Genomic DNA, 14,482 nt, shown 5'->3' with positions numbered 1-14,482 from the left:
TCGCCGGGCGGCCTTTACTCGGGGGCCACGGGTTTTTTCGGCGCGGTCGCGGGCCGTCCCTTGGCCAGGCCGGACTCCACAGGCGACGCCATGACGGAGTTCTCGATCTCGACGCGGTCGGCGACCTTCTCGCCGCGGAGCAGCTTGGCGGCGACGTTGATCCCCTTGCGGACCAGGCGGTCGGGGGCGTAGATGCCGATCGCGGCGTACTCGCCCACCTGCACCTGCGACCGACTGCCCGACTCGTCGGGGCTGTAGCCGGCGATGACGAAGGCCCGATCGTCCTGGACCGCCCCGGCGACGTCCTCGGCCAACTGCACGCCCACGCCGTCGGCCGCGATCACCAGGTTCGTCCCGGGATGGGCCTTCAGGAAGTCGAGGAGGGCGGCCTGCGCGGCCTCGGAATCGCGGCCGGTGCGAAGCTCGCCCACTTCCGCCACGCCGGCGGCCTTGAGGGCGTCCTTCAGGGCGGCGATCCGGTCGCCGATCAGCGGATCGCTCGGGGTCTCGGCCAGGATCACCGCGCCGGACTTGGGGTCGACCTTGCCATTGCCGGCGTTGCGGACGGCCAGGCCGACGATCTCCTTGGCCGACTCGGCGAACGGCCTGGGGGCGACGACGATCTCACGCCCGGGCCCCCCCTCCGGGCCGCCCAGCGAGCGGCCGAGGGCGACGATCGCGACCCCCTTCGCCCGCGCCTCGCCGACGGCGGCGGCCAGCTCGGCGTCGGGCTCGGCCGGGGCCTCGACCAGGAGGTAGCCGGGCGCGCGCTTGAGGCCCTGGCGGACCAGCTCGGCCTGCGAGGTCGCCGACGGGTCGGCCACCAGCACGCGGATCGTGTCGAGCCCCGCCTGGATCCGCGCCGCGCCCTTCACGAAGTCCAGGTCGGCCTCGAGCTTCGGCGCGGGGATCAGCTCCAGGGTCTTCACGCCCTGGCCCGCGACGGTGGCGGGGCGCGACCGCGAAGGGGGCGGCGCCGGCCCCTCGCATCCCGTCGCGGCCAGCCAGCAGGCCGTCCCGACCAGCCCCAGAACTCGACGACGAGGGCTCATCCCAGCGAAACCGAGGCGCGTCATGGGTTCCGAAATCCTCCGACGAGACACCGTTGTCCGACACGTCCGTAGTGTATCCCAAGCCGCCGCGCGCGAACATGGGTGGGGGCCTTTTCGAGTCGTGGGGGGACGCCATGCCGATCAGACGGAGCCTGACCATCGTCGCCTGCTGCGGCGTCGCCTTCGCCCTGACGGGGGGAGCCCTGGGGACGGCCCTGGGCCTCGGGGTCCCCTCATACTATCGGGGGGTGTTCCGCCGGGGCGCCGAGTTCGACTTCAACCCGGTCCGGGTCGGGCTGGGGCTGGGGGCGACCCAGGGGGCCGTCGTCGGGATCCTCGTCGGTTGCGTCGCGGTCCTCGCCGCGGCGATAGCGGGCCGGCCGAGGCCCGGAAACGGAGCGGCGGCGGATCCCGCCCCCCGGCCGTCTTTGGCGCGGCTCGCGTGCTTCCTGCTCGTCGGCCTTGTGCTCGTCGCCACGGGAGGGCTCGTCGGTTTCGTGGGCGGTGCCCTGTCGGCCGAGGGGATGCGCGCCCGCCGCGATCTCGACAGGCTCCTCCCCATCCTCCAGGAGCCGGCCTTTCGGGGGCTCTCGGCCGACCTCTGCTTCTACAACGAGATTCACCTCGATGGTGCGGTCGGCTCCGAGGAGGACCGTCGCAATCTGGAAGGCCGACTCCGATCCCTCTACGGCGACGCCCAGGCGAAGGAACTGGCGGACGGCATCCCGATCGCGCCCCCGGATGGTGAGGCGGGGGAAATTCGTCCGCACCCTTCCCCCGCCGACTCCGACTGATCCGGCATTACTGCCGCTTCTTCCCCGCGCGGGCCTTGGCCTTCGCCTTGGCCCGCGCGCTCTGGCCCTGGGGGGAGGCGGAGGGGCGGGCGACGCCGCCGTCCTGGGCGGAGCGGAGCTGGTGGATCTTGTCGCGGAGGGCGGCGGCGCGTTCGAATTCCAGCTTCTCGGCGGCCTCCATCATCTCCAGTTCGAGGGCCGTCAGGTACTCCTCGCTGGCGTCGGTCGCCTCGTCGCGGTGGACGGCCTCGCGGGCGACGGTGCGGGCGTGGATCTCCTCCTCGATCCCCTTGCGGATCGCCTTGACGATCGTCTCCGGCGTGATGCCGTGCTCGGCGTTATAGGCGAGCTGCAATTGGCGGCGGCGCTCGGTCTCGTCCATCGCGCGCTGCATGGACGGCGTGATCTTGTCGGCATAAAGGACGACCTCGGCGTTGACGTGCCGGGCCGACCGGCCGATCGTCTGGATCAGCGACGTCTCGCTGCGGAGGAACCCCTCCTTGTCGGCGTCGAGGATGCAGACCATCGACACTTCGGGAAGGTCCAGCCCCTCGCGCAACAGGTTGACGCCGACGAGCGCGTCGAAGGCCCCCTCGCGAAGCTCGCGGAGGATCGTCACCCGCTCGATGGCGTCCAGCTCCGAGTGCAGCCACTTGCAGCGCAGGCCCTGCTCCTTCAGGTAGCGCGTGAGGTCCTCGGCCAGCCGCTTGGTCAGGGTGGTGATGAGCACCCGCTCCCCCTTCGCGGCCCGCTTCTTCGCCTCTTCCAAAAGCGCCGGGACCTGGCCCCGCGCCGGCTCAACGCGGACGATCGGGTCGATCAGTCCGGTGGGGCGGATGACCTGCTCGACGACCTCGCCGCCGGACGCCGCGACCTCGTAGTCGGCCGGCGTGGCCGAGACGAACAGCCGCCGCGACGGCTTGGACTCCCACTCGTCGATCCGCAAGGGGCGGTTGTCGAGCGCGCTCGGGAGCCGGAAGCCGTGGTCGACGAGCGTCAGCTTGCGGCTGTGGTCGCCGGCGAACATGCCCCGGATCTGCGGCAGCGTGACGTGCGACTCGTCCAGGATGAACAGGCTGTCGGGCGGGAAGAAGTCCAGAAGGGTGTTCGGCATGTCGCCGGGGTTCCGGCCCGAGAGGTGCCGCGAGTAGTTCTCGATCCCCGAGCAGTAGCCGACCTCCAGGAGCATCTCCATGTCGTACCGGGTCCGGGCGGAGAGCCGCTGGGCCTCCAGCAGCTTGCCCTGCTCCTTGAACTGCTGGAGCCGCTCCTCCAGCTCCCGGCCGATCGAGTCCACGGCGCCCTGGATGCGCTCCTCGGGCAGGACGAAGTGCTTGGCCGGGTAGATGTACAGGTCGTCGTGGGTCTGGACGACCGAACCGGTCAGCGCGTCGATCGTCGCCAGCCGCTCGACCTCGTCGCCGAACAGCTCGATGCGGTAGCCGAACTCCTCGTACGCCGGCCACAGCTCCACCACGTCGCCCCGGACGCGGAACTTGCCGCGCTCGAAGGAGACGTCGTTGCGGTCGTACTGGATGTCCACGAACTTCAGCAGCAGCTCGTCGCGGTCGACCTGGTCGCCGAGCTTCAGGCGGACCATCATCTTGCGGTAGTCGTCGGGCGAGCCCAAGCCGTAGATGCACGACACGCTGGCCACCACCACCACGTCGGGCCGGCTCACCAGGGCGCTCGTCGAGGCCAGGCGGAGGCGCTCGATCTCCTCGTTGATCGAGGCGTCCTTCTCGATGTAGATGTCGCGCTGGGGGATGTAGGCTTCGGGCTGGTAGTAGTCGTAATAGCTGACGAAGTAGCGGACGGCGTTGTGGGGGAAGAACTCCTTGAACTCGGCGTAGAGCTGGGCGGCGAGCGTCTTGTTGTGCGACATCACCAGCGCCGGGCGGCCGTACTGGGCGATGACGTTCGCCATCGTGAAGGTCTTGCCCGAGCCGGTGACGCCCATGAGCGTCTGCGCGCCCCGGCCGTCGCGAAGCCCCTGGACGAGCTTCTCGATCGCCTGGGGCTGGTCCCCCGCCGGCTGATAGGGGCTGACAAGCTGATAGGCGCTCATCGTGTCTGGGGCCTCGTCGCGACTGGGGCTTCCTGGTGAACGTCGGTCTAGGCGTCCAAGTATACCCACGGACGAGCCGAAAGTCTCGCCCGGGCGGGGCTCAGGCCGTGCAGTACCAGAGGTCGAGGCCGGCCTCCTGGATCTGGGCGATCCACCCGCACAGTTCGCCCACGAACTCGGCCGCCTCCAGGTCCTCGCCGGTGGGCTCGCGTTTGCGGCCGACCCGGTAGTCCACCTGCTCGCGGAGGTCGACCAACCCCGGGCCGAACGCACGCAACTTCTCGCCCCCGACGGCCGCGTAGAGCAGCCCGTCCTCGGGTAGGCTGCGGCCGAACAGCGGGACGCCCTCGGCGAACCCCCGGAGGAGTGCCCGAACCTCGGGCCGGGCGTACTTCCCATACCGCCTCCCGAGGGAGTCGCGCAGCGCCGAGGCGTGGTAAGCGGAGGCCGAGGTGACCAGCCATTCCTGGTCGTGGCCGGCGAGGGCGTTCGCCGCCAGCCAGTGAGCGTGCCCCTCGCACTCCAGGTCGCCGAACGGGACGCCGGTCGTGACCGCCCGCTCCACGATCTCGCAGACCTCCCCGAGTTCCCTTTGTGAGAGATCGGGCTGCTCCGTCGCCATCCGCTCGCGGATCCGGGCGACGGCCTCGACGTCGCCCGACCGGAAGAGGCGTCGCATCCGGGCGATCGAGAATCCGTAAAGGTTCAGCCGTTCCGACATGCGAGGCCTCCGCCCGCGGTGCCGATGGGAGGGCCCGGCCCGCCGGGCGTCGCCCGGCTCTCGTCCGTGCATCCTCGAACGAGCACGCGAAATCGGGCCGACTTTAAGGGCGGCGGTCCGGGCGGTCAAGCTCCCCCGCCACCTTGCCAACGCGGCCGCGAGCGGTCACGATCGACAGGAGCCAGGCCGACGCGCCCGCCGACGCCCCCCCCCTCGGAGCCGATCCGCCATGCCCGAAATCAGACGGCGTCCCGCCCGTCGCGTCCTCTCGTCCGCCCGTTTCCTCCTCCTGGCCCTGGCCCTCTCCGGGGGCGCGACGTTCGAAGCCTCCGCCCAGGCCCCGGCCGATCGCCGCGCCTCGCGAGGGCGGATCGACGTCGAAACGCCGCTCAAGCCGGGCGACGGCGGAGCGGCCGTCGAGGACCTCCAGCGCCGGCTGAACCGCGCGCTCGAGCCCTCGCCCGGCCTGGACGACGACGGCGACTACGGCGACGCCACCCGCGCGGCGGTCGCCCGCTTCCAGCGCTCGAAGGGGATCGCCCCGACGGGGACGGCCGACGCCGAGACCCGCCGCGCCCTGGGGACCGAGCGGCTCCCCGAGCCCCCCGTCCCGGCTCCCGAGGTGGTCAACGCCGAGGTCCAGCCGAAGAAGCCGGCCGACCCGCTCGACGGCCCGCCGTTCGTCTCGGCCAAGGCCTGGGCGATCGCCGACGGCCGGACCGGCGAGGTCCTCTGGGGCGACCGCCAGGACGAGCCGCTCCCGATGGCCAGCACCACCAAGATGATGACCGCCCTGGTCGTCGCCCGCCTGCTCGAACGCGAGCCGGCGGCGCTGGGCGAGACCGTCACCTTCTCCGAGCGGGCGGACAAGACCGCCGGCTCGACCTCGGGCGTCCGCGCCGGGGAGAAAGTCCCGGTCGAAGAGCTGCTCTACGGCATGATGCTCCCCTCGGGCAACGACGCCACGGTGGCCTTCGGCGAGCACTTCGGCGGCCGGGTCGAGGTCGAGGGGGACGAGGCCGACCCCCTGGCCCGCTTCGTCGCCGCCATGAACCGCACGGCCGGGGAGATCGGACTGGCCGGCTCGCACTTCACCAACACCCACGGCCTGCCCGACCCGGACCACAACGCGACGGCCGGCGACCTGGCCCGCCTCGCGAGTCACGTCCTCAAGGATCCGACCCTCGCGAAGGTGGTCTCGACCCCGAAGCGCGGCTGCAAGCTCGTCGACGCCGAGGGGAACGAGCGGAACGTCGTCTGGACGAACACGAACCGGCTGCTGGGCACCGAGGGCTACGACGGCGTGAAGACCGGGACGACGAACGCGGCCGGCAACTGCCTGGTCGCCAGCGGCCGACGCGGCGACGACCACCTGATCGTGGTCATCCTGGGCGCGCCCACGACGGACGCCCGCTACCTGGACGCCCGCAACCTGTTCCGATACGGATGGACCCGCCGCGGCCATGTCGCTCCCACGCCGGCCGGAGACTGACCGGGAGGCCCCTCCGCTCCCTCAGGGGCTCCGGCGACGGGCGGCCTCGTCGGCGAGCTTGCGAGCGTCGCCGGCGACGGTCGCCGCCTCGGCGGAATCCGGCGGCCAGAGTTCGGCCCGGCGGTCCAGCGAGGCCTTCGCCGCCGCATAATCCCCGTCCTCGCACTCGAATCGGGAGAGCCGGGCGAGCGCCCTGTCCAGGTCCGTGCGGGCCTCGGCGGCCTCCGGCTCGCGGTCGAAGACCACCCGCGCCGAGGCCGTCGCCCGGACGAGGGCCTCGCGAGCGGCCCGACGGTCGACGTCCCAGTCGTTCTTGGCGGAGTGGGTCCAGACCTGGACGGCGGCGCGGTGGTACGCGACCTCGTCGGCCGCTCCGGGGGTCGTCGCGGCCACGCCCGCCCGGGCGATCGCGCCGAGCTTCGCCGCGCGGGCCCGGTCGCCCCGGTCGCGGTGCAGGAACGTGGACCGCGCGAGCGCCTCGAACAACCGGGCGCGGCCGGCGACGGGCCGACCTCGTTCCAGGAGCCCAAGGCCCCGCTCGAAGTCGAGGGTCGCCCAGCCCGCCGAAGGTTCCCCCCGACCCTCCCCCGCCGCCGCCGATCCCGGCAGTCCCGATTGGGTCGCGTACTCGGCCGTCAGTTCCTCGCACGAGGAGGCCAGCCAGCCGCCGTCGACCGGGGGGCGGCCCGACTCGGCCTCGATCGCGGCGAGCAGGCGGCCGGCGAAGGTCCCCGAGGGGTCGTCGAGCCGGGCGCGTTCCTCGGCGAGCTTCCCGGCGAGCCCTTGAAAGCTCGCGAGCGCCCGGCCGGCGGGGACGTCGCCCGGCGTGCGCGCCAGGGTTCGCTCAAGTCGGCCGACGTGGTCGGCCAGGACGGCGTCGGCCTCGACGAGGATCGGCCGGCGGGCTTGCGAGTCGCGCGTCTCCCGGGCGACGTCGATCAGCATGCCGATGAGCTGGACGGCCGTCTCGCCGTCCTCGGGCTGGAGGGCGAAACACCGGCGCTGGGCCTCGACGGCGGGGAGGAATCGCCAGTCGCGTTGCCGGGCGGCGGCGAGGATGCCCCAGGCCCACGCGACGCCCGGCTCGGCGGCGACGGAGGCCTCCAGCTCCCGTTGCAGGTCGGCGAGGTCGCGTCGAGCTTGTTCCTGGCGACCGCCGAGTTCCAGGGCCGTGGCGGCCAGGAGCCGCCCTTCCCACAGCCGGAATTCCGCGTCGTGCAGCCCTCGGATCGGCCCCAGCAGGTCGCGATGGCGGCCGAGGGCCGTCCCGGCCTCGTCGAGGCGACCGGCCTGGATCAGGGCCTGGGCGTGGTCGCGGAGGTAGAACCCGGCCGCATAGCGGATCGCGGCGTCGTCGGGCGACCGCCCGACGTCGCGCGAGCCGATCGCCGCCGCTTCCTCCAGGAGGCGGAGGGACTCGACATGGTCGCCGATCAGGCCCTGGAGCCGGCCCGAGGCGTGGGCGAGCCGAGCCAGCGTGCGGCGGAGCCCGGCGTCGTCGGGCCGACGTTCGAGGAGGGCGCGGCATTCCGCCAGGGCGTTCGTCGTCGAGACCGCCAGGGCGGCGGCGTTGCGGGGCTCGACCTCCCCGATCCTCGCCGCGAACTCCGAGACGACCCGGGCGGCGGCGTCCGCGCCGGAGCGGGCGTCCATCCGCGAAAGCCGGGCGGCGGCCTCGCCGGCCTCGGCCCGATCCCGGAGCCCAGCGAACGCGACGCCGACGAACGGCAAGGCGACGGCGGCGAGCAGGAGGACGCAGGCCGCGGCCGAAGCGACCGGCCGACGTCGCGCCCGCCGCCATGCCCGCTCCGCGAGCCCCGCCGCCCGCGCCGAGACCGGCCGGCCGTCCAGGAACCGCCGCAGGTCGTCGGCCAGCGCGCGGGCCGAGCCGTATCGTCGCGACGGGTCTTTCCGAAGGCAGGCCGACGCGATCGCTTCCAGGTCGCGCGGCACGTCGGGCCGGAGCCGTCGCAGTGGCAGCGGCTCCCGCTCGACCGTCATCCGGAGGACCTCGCGCGCGTCCTTCCCCCGGAACGGCGGCCGGCCCGCCGTCAGGACGTACAGGATCGACCCCAGGGCGTACACGTCGGTCGCCGGGCCGATCGATCCGAAGCGGCCGTCGACCTGCTCGGGGGCCATGTAGTTGGGCGTGCCTGTGCCGCCGCGGAGGTCGCCGGAACCCGACGGGTCGATCTCCCGGGCGAGCCCGAAGTCGCCGATCAAGGGGTCGCACCGATCCAGCGTGACCTCGGCCCCGTCCCGGAGCAGGACGTTCGACGGCTTGAGATCGCGATGGACGAGCCCTTCGCGATGGATCGCCTCGGCCGCGTCGGCCAGGATCGCCACGAGCCTCGCGGCGACGCCCGGCGCGATCGGGGAACCGGGCGCGAGCCGATCGGCGAGCGTCCCCCCCTCGACGTACTCCATGACGATGTACGGCCGGTCCCCCGCCAGGCCGACGTCGAACGTCCGGACCACGTTGGGGTGGCGGACGCGGGCGGCGGCCCGGGCCTCGCGGAGCCCCTGCTCCCGCCGCCAGGTCCGGCCGCCGGGGAGGACCTTGATCGCGGCCCAGGCGTCCAGTGCCGTCCGCCTGGCCTTGTAGACCACCCCCGCGCCGCCCCTGCCGATCTCGCGGAAGTCCTCGAAACCGGGGACTTCCGGCCAGGCCTCAGCATCCCCCGCGTCGTCGTCGGCGAACGGGGTCGTCGCGGTCGAGGGATCGGCCCTCGCCAGCCGTTCGAGGACGGCCTGGCAACGAGGGCAGGCTTCCAGGTGGCGTTCGAGCGAGGCGTCGGCGGGCCGCTCCCCCGGCTCGTCGTCAAGCCGGCGGAGCGCCCGGTGCTGGGGGCATTGCATGACTTCGCGGCTCCCGGATGCCTGTCCTGGTCGCTCGACCTCTATCGGCCGGGGCGGTCGAGCTCGCGCCGGCCCTGCTCGGCCAGCTTCCGCCCCACGCGGCGGACGGCCATGTAGACGGCGGCGAAGCTCATGCCCAGGTCGCGGGCGACCTCGGCCATCGGCTCGTCGTCGATCGCGCAACGCCGAAAGACGGCCCAGGTCGTCTCGCTGACGCCCGCGCGGACGGCCTTTTGGATCGCCCGCGCCCGCTCGAACAGCGGATGGTCGGGCTCATCGTCGAGCAGGCCGAAGGTGGCGGCGGCCGGGGCGGGCGGGTCGTACTCCGGCGGCAGCGGCCGGGCGGCGGCGCCGGCCTCGCGCAGGTAGTCGCAGACCTCGTTGCCGACCACCCGACGGAGCCAGCCCCGGAACGTCTTCGATGGGTCGTACGCGAAGCTTCGCATCCGCGAGGCCAGGCGCACCAGGACCCGCTGGATCAGCTCGTCGACCGCCTCCTCGCCCAGCCCCGGTCGGCGGCACCAGGCGCGGATCCGGGGGACGTACTCGGCCAGGAAGGCCGCCCAGGCCTCGTGGTCGTCTCGCGATCGGACCCGTTCGAGCAGGGACCGATCGGTCCTCGCTCCTCGGCTTCCGAGATTCGGCGTGCCGACTTCCACGAATTCCCCCCGGGCGCGTTAAGGCCGCCGGTAATGGATGAGGAGGCCGATCGGGCGGGTGAGGAACCCGATGAGATCATGATCCCAGGCGAGGCGATTTTAACCGGCCGTCACCACGCCGAATATCCCCAAATCGATCGCAGCCGCTCAATTGGGCAGGAATCCACCGGAGATCAAACCATGAGAGCCTTTTCAGGAAGTCACGGTCGGCCGCGGATCCGCCTCCTCACGCTCGCGTTCGGCCTGCTCGCGGCCTGGGGCGTCGCACGCGGAGACGATGATCCGATCCTGGCGAAGCTTGAGACGGCCCAGGTCGACTTCGAGGCCCGGATCGCCAAGGCGCGCGAGTCGCTCCTCAAGCGATTCGACGAGGCGATCGAGGGCCGACGGAAGCTCGGCAAGCTCGACGAATTGACGGCCGTCCAGGCGGCCAGAGACGCCTTCGAGCTTGAGCGCACCCTTCCCGACCCGAACGAGGCCCTCGGCCAGGCACTCGCCCGGGGCGGCCGCCAGTATCAATCCGGCCGCGACAAGGCGCGAAAACGGCTGCAAAACGCCTACGAAGCGGCGGTCGCCGCCCTGACCAGGGCCGACCGCCGCGACGACGCGCGGCGGATCCGGGACGAACTGGACGCGCTCGCCGAGGAATGGGCCGCCGACGCCCCGAAGCGGGACTTCGAGGCGATCGACCCCCGCGGCCGGCCCCGAAACTTCCAGCCGGGCAAGGTTGCCGCCATCGCCGTCTGGGCCGAGAAGGACCCGAACGACGGCCGATGGACCTGGCGCATCCGCATGACGCCGCTCGTGAAGGATCGCGTGATCAGCGGCACGATCGCCGTCGATGGGGGGACCATCGAGGGCTACCAGCTCTGCGGGATCGGAAAGGGGAGGTTCGCCGACAACGCCTGGCAGCCCGATCCCTCCACGCTCAGGTTCGACGTCCGCCTGCCCAAGGGCTCCGAGGACGGCCTGGACTTCCGGGTCGCGGGCCGCGACGCCGTCCTGACCATCGAAGCCCGCAACGGAAACGGGGAGGGGGGCGCGAAGGCCTTCCTGATCGGGAGCCAGGGCACGAATCCCGGGCGGCACCCCTTCCGTCTGAGCAACGCCATCCCCGCCGGGGCGGGCCGCTGAAGCCTCCACGAAGCACCACCACGAACCCGGGCGGGACGTCCGCCCGGGCGACGCCAGTCCACCCCGAGGAACGATCTCATGAAGTCAGCAGCGAAATCCGTTTGGTCGGTCGCGGCCCTAGGCGGCCTGCTCTGGACGGCCCCCGCGCCATCGCGCGGCGAGGACGTCCAGCCCCTGGTCCGCATCGGCGACGTGGACGGCTTCGGCTACGGCGAGGCCCGCGGATTCCGCGCCGCCAAGGGGGGCGGCTACGCCAACCGCGACCGGGCGGGCCTGCTGACCGACGGCGACGTCCTGCCCGACATCGACCAGGACGGCTGGCTCCGCACCGGCTCGAAGGACAACTTCGACTTCCGGAGCGCGGCGGAAATCGCGGGGAACTCGATCTTCACCGGCGCCGGCGTCGTCAACGCGGTCGGGACCACCGGCTCGCAGTTCACCGACGTCTCGCTGTCCACGAGCTATGACGCGAGCCGGGCCGCCGGCGAGGTGCTCGTCGGCGGCGACGCCGAGACGGGCCTGATCTTCGGCCCCGGCGGCCCGTTCCCGACGCCCCCCTCGACGACGACCCCCAACCAGCCCGGCTTCGTCTTCCGGTTCGAGGTGGACAAGACGGCGCTCGCCGTCCGGCAGGAGATCTACTTCAACCTCCTCTTCGGGGACTACGACGTCACGCCGGCCTCGATCCGGATCGTCAAGGCCGACGGCTCCGCCGAGATCCTCGGCCTCCGCCAGCAGAACAACACGCGGAACGACGGCCTCATCCAGGCGGCGACGGCCGTCCTGGCGTTCTCCGACGTCTTCGCCGACGGCGGCGATTCCTGGATCGGCTCGCTGATCGTCGACTTCCGCGCCCCTAACGAGCCGTACACGGCCTTCGATTTCGTGGAGCTGAGCACCGCCGCCCTGGTCCGGCCCGTGCCGGAGCCCTCGGCGCTGGCGGCGTCGGCGATCGGGCTGCTGACGATCGCCGCCGGGGCCGGCCTGCGGCGGGGATGGCGGGCCCGCTCGGTGGACGCCTGAGGCGAAGGGGCCTCAGCGGGGCCGGGGCGGCCCGTCGTGGAGGCGGGCCGCGACCTCGTCGGCGCCCGTGCGGAGGTGGCGGGCGAGCCGGGCGAGGGTCGCCGGGCCCACGCCCCGCGCGCGTCGGCCGAAGTCGGAGAGGCTGAGGAACGGGGCCTCGGCCCGGCGAGCGTCGATCTCCCGGGCGAGCGACGGGCCGACGCCGGGGAGGGCCGAGAGGACCTCGACCGGCGCGGCGTTGAGGTCGAGCACCAGCCTCGGCGCGGCGGTGGGCTCGTTCCGTCGGGCGGGTGCGGCCAGGGCCAGCATCGTCAGGCCCGCGCCCAGCGCCAGGGCCGCCAGCAGGCGACGGCCGGCGGCCGTCCAGGGGCCCGACCGCGGCCTCGAACCCCTGAACTCATGTTCCGTAAAGCCTGGCATGGGCGTCCGTTGCGAGCGACGAACGGGTCGTGAGCCGCCGCAACGAACTTACCCCGCCGCCCGGTCGCCGACAAGGACGCTCCCCCGGTCGCCCTGCGGCGCGTGGTCCGGGGTCAACGCGGCTTGCGGCGGGCCCGATGGAAGAACAGGCCCATGGTCAGGATCGCCACGGCGAACATCAGGAACGCGGCCGGCTCGGGAACCGCCTGCGGCGTCACCGGCGGGGTCGTCGGGGTCCCCCCCTGGCCCGCGGGGGGGTTCAGGGGCGGGATGATCGGCGGGATCACGGGGGGGATGACCGGCGGGTTGACCGGGGGGTTGATCACCTGCGGCACCGGCTCGGGGCCGCGCATGTGCCCCTCCCAGCCCCGGACGATCTGCTCGGCGGGCGGGGCGGGCGTCTCGCCTTGGAGGTCGATCATCCGGCCGATGTTCGGGTGGTAGAAGTTGAACCGGGAGGGATTGAGGTTGTGGCGGAACTCCAGCATCCGCCAGACCCGCGTGTCCGGGAGCTGGCCGTTGTTGGCGGACTGGTATGACTGCGCCGCGAAGATCTGCCTCGCGTGCTGAGCTTCCCATTTGGACGGTGGTACGACGAAACCCATGACGATGCCACTCCTCGACCGACGGCTGCGTCCGACGACGAACGCCTGACTCCTCCATGAGGTCCGACGGATCCGATCGACACGACGACCGTTCGATTCCTCGATCCAGGACCGATTCTGACCTGTCCAAATCCTGCTCCATCCGACCGACGCCCGGACCGCGGCCGACGTCGCGGCGAGGGCGAGAGTTCCGACCGAAGCTTGGGAGTCCCCCATCGAGGGCCCTCGGCTTGCGATACGGTGTCGTTGTATCAGGATTTACGATCCTGCCTAGACCATGTGTCAAGCTAGCCCACAGAAAATGATGAGTGCATGAGGAAAATCCGAGACGGCCCCGCTCTTGATGCTTTTACTCAACGACGCCCCATCCGCCGACGCCCAGGAGCCCCCAAACGCTCGAAAATCGAGACGACGGGTCACGTCCCCGCGCGGGCGGGCGGGCGGCCCGGAGGTTCGGGGGAGGCTTGATGGGCGGGCGGGAGTGAAAAAATCGTTAACGAAGGGATTCGGACGTCTTGGAACGGGCCGCACGGCGGTGGTAGACTCGCCCCCACGATCACGCCAGACCGCCGCGCGACTCGTTTCGCGTCGCGTCGCCTTGCCTCGCCTTGCTTCGGTTACGGAGAGAACGTCCAGGATTCCGCCCGGTTCGCCCCGCCCGTCCGATGCGTCCCGACGGAACCCGCGCCCCATCGCCGCCGCAACGGCCGGGCCGGGCTCCCCACCCTGATCGCCGCGACGCATCCCGGCCCGGAGCCGCCGCCCGACCCGATCCGCCCAAGGAGTCGCGCCATGGCCGACGCCCCGCCATCGACGGCCCGTCGTCGCGTCCGTCGCCCGACGCCGACCGCGCGCCTGGCCGGGCTGGCCGCGACGCTGCTCGTGGCGGCCGCCGCCGCGACGCCGACGTCGCCGGGGGCGGCGGGACCGGACGAATCGTCGCGACAACGTCAATCGGTGGGAGCCGCCGGCATGTGGGGACCTCATTCCGGGTCGTTGCTGACCGAATACTACGAAGCGTTCCTGCGCGACCGCGACCTCGGCCGGTTCCGCGAGCAGGTGGCGGCGCGGTACACCGAGGAGACGCTCTGCCGGGTCCTGGCCTCGTCGCCCCAGGTCACGGCCCGGCGCGGCGCGGTGCTCGCGCTGGGGGTCCTGGGCACCTTCGACGGCTGCAACGCGCTGCTGGGCCGGGCCCTCCGCGACGAGGACGGCGTGGTCCGCACGATGGCCGAGCGGGCCTTGTGGGTGATCTGGTTCCGGGCCGACTCGCCGGAGAACAACCAGGCCCTGGAAGACGTCCGCGCCCTGATCGCCGCCGACCGGCCCGACGACGCCGTGGACCGCGCCACCAGGCTCCTGGCCCGCGCCCCCCGGTTCGCCGAGGCGTACAACCAGCGCGCGATCGCCTACTTCAAGCTCGGCCGGTTCGCCGAGAGCGCCGAAGACTGCATCCGCACGCTGACGATCAACCCCTTCCACGTCGGCGCGCTCGGCGGCCTGGCCCAGTGCCAGCTGGAGCTCGACCAGCCTCGCGAGGCGCTCAAGACCCTCCGCCGGGGCCTCAAGCTCCAGCCCCACAGCGAGGCGCTCAACGACCACGTCCGCCTGCTGGAGGCCCGGTTCGAGTCCGACGGCCCGCGCTGACGCCGACC

Annotated in this window: 12 protein-coding genes; 5 read left to right on the top strand and 7 right to left on the bottom strand. The window is 72.4% G+C overall.

Annotated elements, in window-relative coordinates:
- Window positions 1-14 precede the first annotated feature (14 nt).
- Complete coding sequence (locus G6O68_RS22495; RefSeq protein WP_165250900.1) at window positions 15-1,076, bottom strand: substrate-binding domain-containing protein; 1,062 nt, start codon at window positions 1,074-1,076, stop codon at window positions 15-17.
- Between the two features lie 110 nt (window positions 1,077-1,186).
- Between G6O68_RS22495 and G6O68_RS22490 the strand changes: the two genes are divergently transcribed.
- The gene (locus G6O68_RS22490) at window positions 1,187-1,846 is read left to right on the top strand and encodes a hypothetical protein (protein ID WP_165250899.1); all 660 of its coding nucleotides are present in this window, start codon (window positions 1,187-1,189) and stop codon (window positions 1,844-1,846) included.
- 7 nt (window positions 1,847-1,853) lie between these two features.
- On the opposite strand, the gene uvrB is transcribed toward G6O68_RS22490, so the two are convergent.
- Both uvrB and G6O68_RS22480 read right to left on the bottom strand, forming a co-directional pair.
- Window positions 1,854-3,914 (bottom strand): excinuclease ABC subunit UvrB, encoded by a 2,061-nt coding sequence (uvrB, locus tag G6O68_RS22485; protein ID WP_165250898.1) that lies wholly within the window; start codon window positions 3,912-3,914, stop codon window positions 1,854-1,856.
- Between the two features lie 100 nt (window positions 3,915-4,014).
- A complete protein-coding gene (locus G6O68_RS22480) occupies window positions 4,015-4,635 on the bottom strand; it encodes a hypothetical protein (protein WP_165250897.1) in 621 nt (206 codons plus the stop codon).
- Between the two features lie 229 nt (window positions 4,636-4,864).
- Here G6O68_RS22480 and G6O68_RS22475 point away from each other — a divergent pair, with 229 nt between their 5' ends.
- Window positions 4,865-6,127, top strand: a complete 1,263-nt coding sequence (locus G6O68_RS22475) for a peptidoglycan-binding protein (RefSeq protein ID WP_165250896.1) — start codon at window positions 4,865-4,867, stop codon at window positions 6,125-6,127.
- 21 nt (window positions 6,128-6,148) lie between these two features.
- On the opposite strand, the gene G6O68_RS22470 is transcribed toward G6O68_RS22475, so the two are convergent.
- A complete protein-coding gene (locus G6O68_RS22470; RefSeq protein WP_165250895.1) occupies window positions 6,149-8,986 on the bottom strand; it encodes a serine/threonine-protein kinase in 2,838 nt (945 codons plus the stop codon).
- A 41-nt stretch (window positions 8,987-9,027) separates the two neighbouring features.
- Window positions 9,028-9,645 carry a sigma-70 family RNA polymerase sigma factor gene (locus G6O68_RS22465; RefSeq protein WP_165250894.1) on the bottom strand — a complete coding sequence of 206 codons (618 nt, stop codon included), beginning with the start codon at window positions 9,643-9,645 and terminating at the stop codon, window positions 9,028-9,030.
- A gap of 180 nt (window positions 9,646-9,825) precedes the next feature.
- Between G6O68_RS22465 and G6O68_RS22460 the strand changes: the two genes are divergently transcribed.
- Both G6O68_RS22460 and G6O68_RS22455 read left to right on the top strand, forming a co-directional pair.
- Window positions 9,826-10,779 carry a hypothetical protein gene (locus tag G6O68_RS22460; protein WP_165250893.1) on the top strand — a complete coding sequence of 318 codons (954 nt, stop codon included), beginning with the start codon at window positions 9,826-9,828 and terminating at the stop codon, window positions 10,777-10,779.
- A 78-nt stretch (window positions 10,780-10,857) separates the two neighbouring features.
- Window positions 10,858-11,802 (top strand): hypothetical protein, encoded by a 945-nt coding sequence (locus G6O68_RS22455; RefSeq protein WP_165250892.1) that lies wholly within the window; start codon window positions 10,858-10,860, stop codon window positions 11,800-11,802.
- Between the two features lie 12 nt (window positions 11,803-11,814).
- On the opposite strand, the gene G6O68_RS22450 is transcribed toward G6O68_RS22455, so the two are convergent.
- Both G6O68_RS22450 and G6O68_RS22445 read right to left on the bottom strand, forming a co-directional pair.
- The gene (locus tag G6O68_RS22450; RefSeq protein ID WP_165250891.1) at window positions 11,815-12,222 is read right to left on the bottom strand and encodes a ComEA family DNA-binding protein; all 408 of its coding nucleotides are present in this window, start codon (window positions 12,220-12,222) and stop codon (window positions 11,815-11,817) included.
- 113 nt (window positions 12,223-12,335) lie between these two features.
- Complete coding sequence (locus G6O68_RS22445; protein WP_165250890.1) at window positions 12,336-12,827, bottom strand: hypothetical protein; 492 nt, start codon at window positions 12,825-12,827, stop codon at window positions 12,336-12,338.
- A 792-nt stretch (window positions 12,828-13,619) separates the two neighbouring features.
- Here G6O68_RS22445 and G6O68_RS22440 point away from each other — a divergent pair.
- A complete protein-coding gene (locus tag G6O68_RS22440) occupies window positions 13,620-14,474 on the top strand; it encodes a tetratricopeptide repeat protein (RefSeq protein ID WP_240911452.1) in 855 nt (284 codons plus the stop codon).
- Window positions 14,475-14,482: the final 8 nt, after the last annotated feature.

This window comes from Paludisphaera soli, from assembly GCF_011064595.1.
GTDB classification, from domain to species: domain Bacteria; phylum Planctomycetota; class Planctomycetia; order Isosphaerales; family Isosphaeraceae; genus Paludisphaera; species Paludisphaera soli.
This window is presented reverse-complemented; position numbering and strand designations above follow the sequence as displayed.

What these genes read in the sequence shown, in the direction of transcription:
- uvrB (WP_165250898.1), bottom strand. Translation starts at nt 3,914, where the DNA reads ATGAGCGCCTATCAGCTTGTCAGCCCCTATCAGCCGGCGGGGGACCAG.
- G6O68_RS22445 (WP_165250890.1), bottom strand. Translation starts at nt 12,827, where the DNA reads ATGGGTTTCGTCGTACCACCGTCCAAATGGGAAGCTCAGCACGCGAGG.
- G6O68_RS22440 (WP_240911452.1), top strand. Translation starts at nt 13,620, where the DNA reads ATGGCCGACGCCCCGCCATCGACGGCCCGTCGTCGCGTCCGTCGCCCG.
- G6O68_RS22490 (WP_165250899.1), top strand. Translation starts at nt 1,187, where the DNA reads ATGCCGATCAGACGGAGCCTGACCATCGTCGCCTGCTGCGGCGTCGCC.
- G6O68_RS22470 (WP_165250895.1), bottom strand. Translation starts at nt 8,986, where the DNA reads ATGCAATGCCCCCAGCACCGGGCGCTCCGCCGGCTTGACGACGAGCCG.
- G6O68_RS22455 (WP_165250892.1), top strand. Translation starts at nt 10,858, where the DNA reads ATGAAGTCAGCAGCGAAATCCGTTTGGTCGGTCGCGGCCCTAGGCGGC.
- G6O68_RS22450 (WP_165250891.1), bottom strand. Translation starts at nt 12,222, where the DNA reads ATGCCAGGCTTTACGGAACATGAGTTCAGGGGTTCGAGGCCGCGGTCG.
- G6O68_RS22460 (WP_165250893.1), top strand. Translation starts at nt 9,826, where the DNA reads ATGAGAGCCTTTTCAGGAAGTCACGGTCGGCCGCGGATCCGCCTCCTC.
- G6O68_RS22495 (WP_165250900.1), bottom strand. Translation starts at nt 1,076, where the DNA reads ATGACGCGCCTCGGTTTCGCTGGGATGAGCCCTCGTCGTCGAGTTCTG.
- G6O68_RS22480 (WP_165250897.1), bottom strand. Translation starts at nt 4,635, where the DNA reads ATGTCGGAACGGCTGAACCTTTACGGATTCTCGATCGCCCGGATGCGA.
- G6O68_RS22475 (WP_165250896.1), top strand. Translation starts at nt 4,865, where the DNA reads ATGCCCGAAATCAGACGGCGTCCCGCCCGTCGCGTCCTCTCGTCCGCC.